This window comes from Indiicoccus explosivorum, assembly GCF_002167005.1.
Lineage (GTDB): Bacteria > Bacillota > Bacilli > Bacillales_A > Planococcaceae > Indiicoccus > Indiicoccus explosivorum.
The window spans coordinates 1-10,827 of sequence record NZ_NHTN01000004.1 but is presented as its reverse complement, the minus strand read 5'-3'; the positions used below and the strand labels follow the sequence as shown (position 1 = coordinate 10,827).

10 protein-coding genes, 15 tRNA genes and 1 rRNA gene are annotated in these 10,827 nt (G+C 51.5%); 5 read left to right on the top strand and 21 right to left on the bottom strand.

From position 1 onward, the window contains the following. Positions 1–374: 374 nt before the first annotated feature. From CCE92_RS01325 to queG, 3 genes are all read right to left on the bottom strand, one after another. Positions 375–698, bottom strand: a complete 324-nt coding sequence (locus tag CCE92_RS01325; RefSeq protein ID WP_088005728.1) for a hypothetical protein — start codon at positions 696–698, stop codon at positions 375–377. Positions 699–990: 292 nt separating this feature from the next. Continuing rightward, a complete protein-coding gene (trmL, locus tag CCE92_RS01320) occupies positions 991–1,464 on the bottom strand; it encodes a tRNA (uridine(34)/cytosine(34)/5-carboxymethylaminomethyluridine(34)-2'-O)-methyltransferase TrmL (protein WP_088005727.1) in 474 nt (157 codons plus the stop codon). 10 nt (positions 1,465–1,474) lie between these two features. Then, a complete protein-coding gene (gene queG / locus CCE92_RS01315; RefSeq protein ID WP_088005726.1) occupies positions 1,475–2,620 on the bottom strand; it encodes a tRNA epoxyqueuosine(34) reductase QueG in 1,146 nt (381 codons plus the stop codon). 67 nt (positions 2,621–2,687) lie between these two features. Here queG and CCE92_RS01310 point away from each other — a divergent pair, with 67 nt between their 5' ends. From CCE92_RS01310 to CCE92_RS01300, 3 genes are all read left to right on the top strand, one after another. Continuing rightward, positions 2,688–3,365, top strand: coding sequence for a B3/B4 domain-containing protein (locus tag CCE92_RS01310; protein WP_088005725.1), 678 nt, complete (start codon positions 2,688–2,690; stop codon positions 3,363–3,365). Continuing rightward, entirely contained in the window at positions 3,362–4,078 is a 717-nt protein-coding gene (locus CCE92_RS01305) for a glycerol acyltransferase (RefSeq protein WP_088005724.1), read from the top strand. The genes CCE92_RS01310 and CCE92_RS01305 overlap by 4 nt, the downstream gene beginning before the upstream one ends. A 130-nt stretch (positions 4,079–4,208) precedes the next feature. After that, on the top strand, positions 4,209–5,258 hold the full coding sequence (locus CCE92_RS01300) for a choloylglycine hydrolase family protein (protein WP_088005723.1): 1,050 nt from the start codon (positions 4,209–4,211) through the stop codon (positions 5,256–5,258). A gap of 44 nt (positions 5,259–5,302) precedes the next feature. On the opposite strand, the gene CCE92_RS01295 is transcribed toward CCE92_RS01300, so the two are convergent. Next, positions 5,303–6,355, bottom strand: coding sequence for a C45 family autoproteolytic acyltransferase/hydrolase (locus CCE92_RS01295; protein WP_088005722.1), 1,053 nt, complete (start codon positions 6,353–6,355; stop codon positions 5,303–5,305). A 60-nt stretch (positions 6,356–6,415) separates the two neighbouring features. Between CCE92_RS01295 and CCE92_RS01290 the strand changes: the two genes are divergently transcribed. After that, positions 6,416–6,775, top strand: coding sequence for a cupin domain-containing protein (locus tag CCE92_RS01290; protein WP_088005721.1), 360 nt, complete (start codon positions 6,416–6,418; stop codon positions 6,773–6,775). Positions 6,776–6,855: 80 nt separating this feature from the next. Here CCE92_RS01290 and CCE92_RS01285 read toward each other — a convergent pair whose 3' ends face one another. Beyond that, complete coding sequence (locus CCE92_RS01285; protein ID WP_088005720.1) at positions 6,856–7,914, bottom strand: LLM class flavin-dependent oxidoreductase; 1,059 nt, start codon at positions 7,912–7,914, stop codon at positions 6,856–6,858. A gap of 151 nt (positions 7,915–8,065) precedes the next feature. On the opposite strand from CCE92_RS01285, the gene CCE92_RS01280 reads away from it, so the two are divergent. Next, positions 8,066–8,893: a formate/nitrite transporter family protein gene (locus CCE92_RS01280; protein ID WP_088005719.1), complete on the top strand. Its 828-nt coding sequence runs from the start codon at positions 8,066–8,068 to the stop codon at positions 8,891–8,893. A gap of 144 nt (positions 8,894–9,037) precedes the next feature. Here the strand turns inward: CCE92_RS01280 and CCE92_RS01275 are convergent. From CCE92_RS01275 to rrf, 16 genes are all read right to left on the bottom strand, one after another. Continuing rightward, positions 9,038–9,119: transfer RNA gene (locus CCE92_RS01275), tRNA-Leu, on the bottom strand. A 5-nt stretch (positions 9,120–9,124) separates the two neighbouring features. After that, positions 9,125–9,199, bottom strand: a tRNA-Cys gene (locus CCE92_RS01270). Between the two features lie 18 nt (positions 9,200–9,217). After that, positions 9,218–9,289 (bottom strand) — tRNA-Gly (locus tag CCE92_RS01265). Positions 9,290–9,297: 8 nt separating this feature from the next. Beyond that, positions 9,298–9,369: transfer RNA gene (locus CCE92_RS01260), tRNA-Gln, on the bottom strand. 18 nt (positions 9,370–9,387) lie between these two features. Continuing rightward, positions 9,388–9,463: transfer RNA gene (locus tag CCE92_RS01255), tRNA-His, on the bottom strand. Between the two features lie 54 nt (positions 9,464–9,517). Further along, positions 9,518–9,593: transfer RNA gene (locus CCE92_RS01250), tRNA-His, on the bottom strand. Between the two features lie 28 nt (positions 9,594–9,621). Then, a tRNA-Trp gene (locus tag CCE92_RS01245) sits at positions 9,622–9,695 on the bottom strand. A gap of 5 nt (positions 9,696–9,700) precedes the next feature. After that, positions 9,701–9,784: transfer RNA gene (locus CCE92_RS01240), tRNA-Tyr, on the bottom strand. Positions 9,785–9,794: 10 nt separating this feature from the next. Then, positions 9,795–9,870 (bottom strand) — tRNA-Thr (locus tag CCE92_RS01235). A 5-nt stretch (positions 9,871–9,875) separates the two neighbouring features. Beyond that, positions 9,876–9,951: transfer RNA gene (locus CCE92_RS01230), tRNA-Phe, on the bottom strand. A 22-nt stretch (positions 9,952–9,973) separates the two neighbouring features. Further along, positions 9,974–10,049: transfer RNA gene (locus CCE92_RS01225), tRNA-Asp, on the bottom strand. Positions 10,050–10,052: 3 nt separating this feature from the next. Continuing rightward, positions 10,053–10,129 (bottom strand) — tRNA-Met (locus CCE92_RS01220). Positions 10,130–10,324: 195 nt separating this feature from the next. Next, positions 10,325–10,399 (bottom strand) — tRNA-Glu (locus tag CCE92_RS01215). 28 nt (positions 10,400–10,427) lie between these two features. After that, positions 10,428–10,518: transfer RNA gene (locus CCE92_RS01210), tRNA-Ser, on the bottom strand. 6 nt (positions 10,519–10,524) lie between these two features. Continuing rightward, positions 10,525–10,599 (bottom strand) — tRNA-Asn (locus tag CCE92_RS01205). Between the two features lie 7 nt (positions 10,600–10,606). Continuing rightward, positions 10,607–10,722, bottom strand: a 5S ribosomal RNA gene (rrf, locus tag CCE92_RS01200). Positions 10,723–10,827: the final 105 nt, after the last annotated feature.

Here is a 10,827-nt window from a genome sequence, read left to right as displayed (position 1 = left end):
GGCAGGACAGCTCATCCTTTTCCGTCACTGGCAGAAGGTCCCTGTGAATTAGTTACCCTGAATCAACGTAGAGGCAGCGAGCGATAAATGAGTAGCTTGTAAGTTGCCTTCTTTCCAGCCGTGCTTATCCAGTTCCTGCTTCCTGGTGACAGTCAAGCAAAAATTGCGAGACGCCTGCGGAAAAACGGACAGTCCAGACCCCGCAATGCGCTGGGCGCATGAGGAGGCTGGACGGTTCGTCCGCGGCAAACGGTTTTAACTGCGACGAGCAAGCGCAGCGGCGCAGGAGCAAGCGAGCGGTTTTTGCCGGCTGTCACCGAAGGTGAAATGATTTATACATTAGATAATGAGTTTGTCTACAGTCTGACCGCCCATTACAGGCGGTTTTTCACTTCATATTGTTTCGTCTGTCTGCCGGCCGCCGCTGCTGTTACAAACAGCACAATCGCCGTAATCCAGTGCATCACCATTCCGAGGATCGGAATGATACCGATAACGCTGGTGATCAGGCCGAGGATCGGTCCGGCTTTCGGCGCCCGCTGTCGGATACAGAAAAAAAGCGTGACAGCGTGCAGCAGGAACATGACGCCCAGCGCTCCCCAGCCGGTGCTCAGGATGAAACTTCCTCCCAAAAACGGGATTCCGAGCAGCGCTTCAAAGATACCGGTCAGCCACAACAGAGCAACTGCTGTTCTCATATAGGTCCCTCTTCCTTTCTGTAGTCATAATGCATGCCATCGTTCTGCCATAGTCCAGTCTGTTGTCTTGTTTATTTTTTCCCTTGTGTAGGATATACTAAACAGTAGACATTCTTCCAAAGGAGGCCACCGCTCATGAACACAGTGCTCGTAATCGGTGTAATCATCGCATTCCTTTCTGCAATCCTGACAGCGGGATACGATGACAAGCAAGGAACATCCGAAAAAAAATAATAGCTGCAGAAACCGGTCCCGCCAATCCGTGCGAGGGGCCGGTTTTTTCAATTCTTTCCTAATCCAGTCCGGGATAGCTCTGCTGGCGCAATGCTTCATAGACGAGAATCGCCGCTGTATTCGATAAATTGAGCGACCGGATATTGCCGTTCATCGGAATGCGCAGTGCCCGGTCTGGATTCGCTTCCCTGACTTCCGGAGGCAGTCCTTTCGTCTCCTGCCCGAATATGAAGAAGTGGTCCTTCTCCCGCTCCGAATAATCGTATGTCGTGTGCGGCTTCGAACCGAACTTTGTCAGATAATAGAATTCCCCTTCCGGGTAGCGGCGGTAAAGTTCATCCAGCGAGTCATAATATGAAATGTCGACGTGTTCCCAGTAATCAAGTCCGGCCCGTTTCAGCATCTTATCATCCGTCGAGAAACCGAGCGGCCGGATGAGGTGCAGTTTAGCGCCTGTCCCCGCGCATGTTCGAGCAATATTCCCTGTATTCGCCGGAATGAGCGGCTGATACAGCACAACATGAATAGCCAATAATCTTCACTTATCCTTTCAATTCTTCAGCGAAAAACGCCAGTCCTTTTCTGATTTCCTCCAGCACTTCTTCGTCTTCTTCCTGCTGTTCCGCCTGTTCCAGCGCTTCCCGGCAGCGGATAGTGCCGATTTTGCCGAGCGCCCAGGCAGCGGTGCCGCGCATAACCGGACGCGAATCTTCCCGGAGCACTTCCGCCAGCGCCTCGGCTGCGCCCGCTTCCTTGAAATGAGCAAGTGCAAGAATTGCATTCCGCTGAATCGGTTTCTTGCCGCGCCACGCACCCGACACATGCCCGAAGCGATCTTTGAATTCCCGGTTCGACAGCTTCAGCAGCGGTTCAAGCAGCGGCTTAGCAATTTCCGGATCCGGCTCGAATTCCTCATGGATCCGGTTCGCTTTCCCTTTATTCTTCGGACAGACCGTCTGGCATGTATCACAGCCATACAGCCGATTGCCGATTTTCGCCCGGAACTCGTCCGGAAGTGTGCCTTTCGTCTGTGTGAGAAACGCAATGCAGCGCTGGGCGTTCAGCTGGCCAGCTTCCACAAGAGCTCCTGTCGGACAAACATCCAGGCACAGCCGGCAGTCGCCGCATTGGTCTTCCATCGGCTCATCCGGCTGGAACGGCAGATTTGTGATCATCTCCCCAAGATACACGTAAGAGCCGAACTCCGGCGTAATAATCGAACTGTTTTTTCCGCTCCAGCCGATACCGGCACGTTCGGCTACTGCCCGGTCCGACAATTCACCCGTATCGACCATCGACCGCATCCGGGCGTCAGGATAATGGGCAGCGATGAACGCTTCAAGAAGGCGGAGCCGTTCACGGAGTGCGGTATGGTAATCGACTCCCCAGGAAGCCCGGGCAAATATCCCCCGCCTTGATCCCCTCTTTCCCGATGGGGCATTTTCCATTTTGGACGGATAAGCCAATGCAATGGAAATGATGCTGACCGCCTCATCAAGCAGCAAAGAAGGCTCCGTCCTTTTTTCAATATCCTTCTCTTCAAAACCGGACTGGTAATTCAGCTCCTGCTGACGGATCAGCCGGTGTTTCAAATTAAAGAAAGGAGCTGCGGTGGTGAATCCGATTTTATCGATTCCGATTTCATGGGCATACGCAACAAGCCGTTCCTGGAATTCGTCGAGATTCATCGCGCTCCACCTCCTGTAAAATTATGATAATATTACGGTACTACCGCAAGAAAGGAAGCTGATTGCAGTGAATATAACCATCGCTCCTTCCGTCTATGACAGGATACCCGATTTCAAAGCGGGAATCATTCAGTATGAACATATCACCGTTTCCGATTCACCGCAAATGCTGAAAGGCCGGCTTCGCCTGTTCCAAGAACAGCTCCACTTCGATCTGATGGACAAAAAAGTGACGGACTACGGCACCATCCAGGATTGGCGGCGCCTTTTCAAAACACTGGGTTCCGATCCGAACCGCTACCGTCCCTCAGCAGAAGCGCTGTACCGGCGGATCGCCAAACAGCAATTCCTGGATCCTGTGCATTCCGCTGTCGACATGAATACCTTTCTGTCACTCCAGTATGGCATCCCGCTTGGATTGTACGATGCGGATAAGATTAAAGGTGATGTCCTGCTTGCCGTCGGTGACGAAACCGATACATATGAAGGGATCAATAACCGGGTGAATACGCTCGCGGACATACCGGTCACAAAAGATTCCCGCGGCGCATTCGGCAGCCCGTATGTCGATTCGAAAAGAACGGCCGTGACTGCCGGCACCGTCAATGCGCTGCACGTGTTTTACTTCTCCCCTTCCATGGAACCGGCTGAAGGACAGCAGCTGCTACAGGCTGCCGGCACCATGTTCACCCAGATCAGCGGAGGAGAGTTTGAAGCCCGGGTCCTTTACCTGGATCGCGGATGAAACGCGCCGCCACCCTGCCATCCCGGAAAAAATACGGCCATTTCTTCAGCTGGACCCGCACTTTCCTGCGGCTTCTGTTTCCGGCATACAGGGTTACATCCATCACCGCTGCGGAATCCCCGACTGTCTATGTTGCACACCATCAAAACTTGTATGGACCATTCGTCATTCTGCTGTGGTTCCCCGGATTCGTCCGGACGTGGATCCTGAGCGTCTTTTTGGAACGGGAATCGTGTTTTCGCCAATACGCCGATTACACCTTTTCCGAACGGTTCGGTCTGAATAAAACCGCGGCAAAAGCAGTCGCTTATCCGCTGTCCTTCATTATCCCCCGGCTGCTGGAGTCAGGGAAAGGCATCCCGGTATACCGGGGGTCGAGGAAAATACTCTTGACCATGAACCTGAGCACAGCAGCCCTGATGGATGGCGAGTCCATCCTGATTTTCCCGGATATCGAGTATCACGACTCTGCAGCTGACATAAAGGAGATATATTACGGTTTTCTGCAGCTGGATCGGCACTATTTCAAAGCGACGGGTGATCATCTTGCATTCACACCGCTGTACGTCAGTCGGAACCAGCGGATCATCGCGTCGGGCCAGCCGGTGAAATTCAAGTCGGATATCGGATTCCATCTCGACAAGGAACGGGTGTGCAGCGACATCGTGGATCAGCTGAATCAATTGGCCAGGGATTGCGGAGACTACCGTTAGAGATTGATTCCAAGGACGGCGAAGAAAACATCCGGACCGTCCGGTATGGCAGAAGGCTGAGCATTTTTGTTTTCAAGTGCCGGCAATTGCTGTAAACTCTCCTTACTTTGAAATAAAAGAAGGAATGTTCATGATGAGAGTCTACAGTGATGTCGTCCAATTCAGGGGCACGCATTATGATTTCGGATATAAACAAGGTGAACTGCTCCGTGATTCCTTTATTCTCCCGAATCGAAAAAAGCAGTGGAACGCGCAGCGGGCCCGTCATTTCATGACCGACGAGCAGGAAGCACTCAAGTTTTTGACGCATTTCGCTCCGAATCTCCTCGAAGAGATCCAAGGGCTATCCGATGCGCTCGGATGGGAACCGGCGGATGCGCTCCGGGAATTCGGCGGCTACTATATTGAATATACGCGGAGCGGCTGCTCTATTCTGACCGGTGATGATTTCATGGTCCGGAATTATGATAGCACTCCGCTTGGCTATGAAGGTCGGTTTGCCTTCTACGCTCCGACGGATGGCGGATATGCGACAGCTGGACCTAGCATGCAGATCACCGGCCGGACCGACGGCATAAATGAAAAGGGCCTCGCCATGGGCTACAACTTCATCAACCGGCGGAATTCCGGCGACGGTTTCATCTGTAACATGATCGGCCGCCTCGTTCTAGAAAACTGCGCGGATGTCGATGAAGCGATTGCGCTTTTACGGGCGATCCCCCATCGCCGGTCCTTCAGCTACGTCCTGCTGGACCCGAGCGGCGAGACAGTCGTCGTCGAAGCTTCAGCGGGTGCTGTAAAAATCCGAAGAGCGTCAATTTCCACTAATCATTTTGAATTGCTGACGGGAGAAAATCGCTACCGCACAGATGATTCACGGCGCAGGCAGAAGATTCTGCAGGAACAGCAGGAATCGGCAGACACAGCATTTGAGGCCTTCCGGTTACTGAACAGTGAAGAGAACGAAGTGTTCTCGAAGAAGTATGATGCTTCCGCAGGGACCCTTCACACAGCTGTTTATATGCCGCACTCACTCAGGATCGGCTTTGCACTTGGCGGAAACCGGCTGCCGCTCATGATGGATTTCGGTCAATGGCTTGCCGGCAAGCCATTCAACATTAAACGCATCAATGGTGAAATCGATTCAAAACTTCCGTTCGTCAACACCGAAAGCATCTGAAACAATGTCATTTATACGAGAGGACGGCTGATCGCCGTCCTTTTTTACGTGATGCGCACGCCCCCGTCCATGTGGGCGAAGACAATATCGGTATCCACTTCACCGAAAATCCGGTGATGCGGCACTTCATCGCCTTTCAGCCAGCTGCTGAAATCAAATACTTCCGGTTCCTGGTCGCCACCGATTGCAAGCCACACTTCCAGCGATTCCGGAAAATACAGCGAAGTGTGGATGGTGCCTGCCCAGCTCTTGTACAGCTTTGAAAACACACCTCTGCCCGTGTCGTTGAACAGACGGAATGCTTCCGCTCCCGTCTGATGTCCGGAGCGCTGAATCGCATCTAGCCTTGCGTGTGAATCCTTCAAATAGTTGCGGTTTTCTTCCTGCCGGATTTCAAAATGATTCGTACAGGCAGATGCACGCCGCACATCGACCGAGCGGGGGCTTCCATCAATGACGAAACTGTCACCGTATTTGTCGTACACACTGTAGCTGAAAGAACCTCTGTGCGGGATCTCCTTCAGAAGGTCCACCGCCTCCTCTGCGGTTGCACAAGTCTCCAGCACGATCCTGCTGATGACATAGCAGACAAAACCGTCTTCCGGCTTTTTGCGGTGGATGAAGTTATGTCCCACCGCCAGTCCTTTTTCATTAATTCCATCCGTTCGCCCTGTGACGCGGGAGGAAGGACCGATCAATGCATAGCCGCCATCCGCTGGCTGGAACAGCACGAAGCGCCCTTCATACGTCTGCGGATGGAAGTCATAGTTGCGCACCATGAAATTGTCCCCGGTCATGATCGAACAGCCGCTCGGGACAATTTCCGTCCGATAACCGCCGAAATTCAGCAGCACCTCTTCCAGCGGGAGTTCCAGACTGTCCCGCAAACCGAGAAGTTCTTCCCAAATCTGCGGAGCGAACCGGTCAAATGCTGCCTTCACTTCATTCGGGTGGACATCGAATCGCGGCCGTTTCGCTTTCCACTGTTTCTTTCGATTATCCAGTGTGACTGTATCCTTCAGCAGTTCGCCTTGGCGGACCCCGAAATCGTAATGGGTTCCGCGGAACTGCAGCACGTCGCTGTATATCTTTTGCATCATGCCCTTCGCCTGCCTCTCTTTCTCATAGGTTATAATCGTAGTAGAGGAGGGAGTAAATTGCAAAAAGTTAACATCCAACAAAAATTCTCAAAGATCAATGACCATTGGAATCCGCGCATCGCCGGTGAAGTGAATGATATGGAAGTCCGCTTTGCCAAACTGAAAGGCGAGTTTGTCTGGCACAAACACGACGAAGAAGATGAAATGTTCCTAGTCGTGAAAGGGACCCTGCTCGTGCGTTTGCGGGATCAGGAAATCAAAATCGATGAAGGCGAGTTCCTGATTGTCCCTAAAGGCACCGAACACTTACCGGTTGCGGAAGAAGAAGTCCATGTGCTGCTGTTTGAACCGAAAACAACTGTGAACACGGGTTCCGAGACGAATGACCGTACTGTGACCGAACTTGGCCGGATATAACCTGGCGGCCGAGCTTCCGAGGAAGTGAACTTCGGAAAAGCCGAAAAGCCCATGGTCCCGATCCATGGGCTTTCTGTTTCCTACTTTTTCGCGGTATACTTCCGGATTGCAGGCAGGATTTCGGTGCCGATCAATTCAATGTTCTTTGTAAGTTTTTCAAATGGCATACCGCCAAAATCGATTTGTGCAATATAGCGCTGATGCCCGAATACTTCGTGCTGATACAGGATTTTTTCGATGATTTGCTGGGGGCTGCCGATGTTCATAATGCTGTCCGGTTCTGCTCCGTGCTCAAAACCTTGTTTGGGGAATCCCCGGTTATTCGTCTTCTTCATCCCCTCATTGATATAGGGATACAGCTCGTCGATAGCCTGTCGGGAAGTCTCTGCTGCATAGAAGAACCCTGCTGTCGCAATCGGCAGTCCGGCAGGGTCATGCCCGCTTTCAGCGGCTGCCGCCCGGTAGGCGTCCACTGTGCCCTTAAAAGCGGAAACAGGACCGCCTAAATGCGCCATGAACATCGGCACTCCCGCGCGACCCGCCTTAATGGCACTGGCTGGGGTTCCTCCCACCGCACGCCAGATCGGCATCGCACCTTCCTGAGGGCGCGGCAGAACTTCTGCATCCTGCAGCCTCGCCCGGAACCGGCCGTCCCAATTGACGACCCGCTCCTCATTGATCTTCAGGAGCAGTTCAAACTTTTCCTCGAATAACTCTTCATAATAGCGCACATCATACCCTAGCAGGTCAAACAGCCCGATACGGGAGGCACGGCCTGCCACAATTTCCGTACGGCCTTCCGACAGCAAATCGATCGTCGCAAAGTTCTCGTAGACCCGCACCGGGTCAGAGGTACTGATAATCGTAGAAGAACTCCCGATTTTTATCTGTTTCGTTGCTTGCGCAATCGCCGAAAGCACGACTGCATGTGCTTGTGTTACGAAATATTCCTGGTGGCTTTCCCCGACGCTGAAAAAATCGAGTCCTGCCTGATCCGCTAATTTGGCGTATTCCACGATTTCCCGTATGCGCTGTCCCTCTGAAATCCGTTCACCTGTGTGCGGATCCGGCAAGTGATCACCAAGCGTGTAGATTCCGAATTCCAGTCCCTTGTCCGGATTTATTCTATACTTTTCCATTGTCCATCGACTCCCTATGATAATAATTTTACTGTTTGTGATAATCATCACATAAAAAATGGGGCATTGCATTTAAAATGGTACGAGAGATACGGAGAGTGACACTCTCCATCGTTTGAATTCCTTATTCTACTAAAAAGGGGCAGTAAAATTGGATTATGTAAAACCGGAAGAAATGCTCGAAAATGTTGCAGCGGCAGGTGCGAAAAAAGCAGCTGCCTCCGTTCGCGATATACTCATCAAAGGAACGCTGTCAGGTGCTTTCCTCGGCATCTCCACCGTCTTGGCCTATACAGTTGCCGTGCAGACTGGCCTCGATTTCATCGGCGCGTTTGTCTTTCCAGTCGGATTCGTAATGATCCTTCTGCTGAATCTCGAACTTGTCACCGGTAACTTTGCCATGGTTTCATTAGCCGGTCTTCGGGATAAGGCAACACTGAAAAAAGTTTTATATAACTTTTTCTGGGCATTCACAGGGAACTTAATCGGGAGTCTTCTGTTTGCGGTCATGTTTGTCATTTACATCACAAAATTCGGTCATGTCATGGAAGCGGATGTCATACAGAAAATCATCCAAGTGGCTGAGGGAAAGACGTTTGCCTATAAGGAATACGGTGCTGATGGAATCATCGTTGCTTTCGTAAAAGCGATTCTCTGTAACTGGATGGTAACACTCGGTGCCATCATGGCCTTCACTTCCCATTCGACAATCGGAAAAATCACCGCTATGTGGCTTCCCGTTTTTCTGTTTTTCACACTTGGCCTGGAACATGCGGTCGTCAACATGTTCGTCATCCCGTCCAGCATGATGCTTAACAGCGGAATCAGCTTTACTGACTGGTGGCTTTGGAATCAACTGATTGTGACATCTGGAAACTTATTGGGCGGTTTCCTTCTCACCGGACTATCCTTGCACTTGGTCATTAAAGATAAGCCGGCCATTACCGAAACCCCGGTGAAGCGGAAAACAGCCAGCTGAGCACTCCAATTGAATATCAAGAAGCTGCCCAACGAGGTCATAGAACATGACATCATCGGACAGCTTCTTTTTTGTCGGAGAATCAAAAGACGGCATCCGAGTGCAACTTGCACACTTGGATGCCGTCTTTTGATTAATTTTAAGTACCGGCGGTCGGGGTCGAACCGACACTCCCGAAGGAACACGATTTTGAGTCGTGCGCGTCTGCCAATTCCGCCACGCCGGCAAAAATGGAGGCGGCAACCGGATTCGAACCGGTGAATAAGGGTGTTGCAGACCCACGCCTTACCACTTGGCTATGCCGCCACTTTATTAAGATGAAAAAGCGGAAGACGGGGGTCGAACCCGCGACCTCCACCTTGGCAAGGTGGCGTTCTACCACTGAACTACTTCCGCAATAAAAGCTGGGGTACTAGGATTCGAACCTAGGCATGACGAGACCAAAACCCGTTGCCTTACCGCTTGGCTATACCCCAATGGTTTTAATCAAACGATGGGGCGACCGATGGGAATCGAACCCACGAATGCCGGAACCACAATCCGGTGCGTTAACCACTTCGCCACGATCGCCATAATGGTGAACTGATTTTATTATTATATAATTAAAATCCTAAAAACAAAAAATGGGGCGACCGATGGGAATCGAACCCACGAATGCCGGAACCACAATCCGGTGCGTTAACCACTTCGCCACGATCGCCATAATTTAGTTTATTCTGCAATAAAAATGGCAGGGGCAGTAGGAATCGAACCCACACCGGAGGTTTTGGAGACCTCTGTTCTACCGTTAAACTATGCCCCTAAAGCTGGTGGAGGGGGGCAGATTCGAACTGCCGAACCCGAAGGAGCGGATTTACAGTCCGCCGCGTTTAGCCACTTCGCTACCCCTCCAGCTAAAGAATGGTGCCGGAGAAAGGAATTGAACCCTCAACCTACTGATTACAAGTCAGTTGCTCTGCCAATTGAGCTACTCCGGCATAAATGGTGGCTCAGGACGGAATCGAACCGCCGACACAAGGATTTTCAGTCCTTTGCTCTACCGACTGAGCTACTGAGCCACATAGTATGTAAGAAGAAAAATGGCGGTCCTGACGGGAATCGAACCCGCGATCTCCTGCGTGACAGGCAGGCATGTTAACCGCTACACCACAGGACCGGTTGGTTGCGGGGGCAGGATTTGAACCTGCGACCTTTGGGTTATGAGCCCAACGAGCTACCGGACTGCTCCACCCCGCGATAATATTATGTAGTAGAAACTTAGTTCTTCTACGCTTTCAGCATTGCAGTGATAGACACCTGCGTCGGTTTCACCGACTCGGTGTTAATCGCTGTCTTCGTACAGCGATTTGCTCCACCCTAATTGTAAAAGGTTCTTTTCAAAGCGTCACTGACGCAAATGCGATTATTCATTCTCTTGTAGGAAGATGAAAATGGTGACCCCTACGGGATTCGAACCCGTGTTACCGCCGTGAAAGGGCGGTGTCTTAACCGCTTGACCAAGGGGCCATTCTATATTATATGAAAAGAATAAAACTGGCGGAGAGCAAGGGATTTGAACCCTTGATACGCGGTTAGCGTATACACGATTTCCAATCGTGCTCCTTCGGCCACTCGGACAGCTCTCCACTATATGGCTCCGAAGGTAGGATTCGAACCTACGACCGATCGGTTAACAGCCGATTGCTCTACCACTGAGCTACTTCGGAACGTTTTGCCCAGCGACGTCCTACTCTCGCAGGGGGAAGCCCCCAACTACCATCGGCGCTAGAGAGCTTAACTTCCGTGTTCGGGATGGGAACGGGTGTGGCCTCTCTGCCATCATCACTGGACCTGTGTTTTGAAAGACAAGATTTATTATAGCAACTCTCACGAGTTTTACAACCCTTTTTATCGGGCTGCCGCCATTTTCTGTTCTCTCAAAACCGGATAACCGA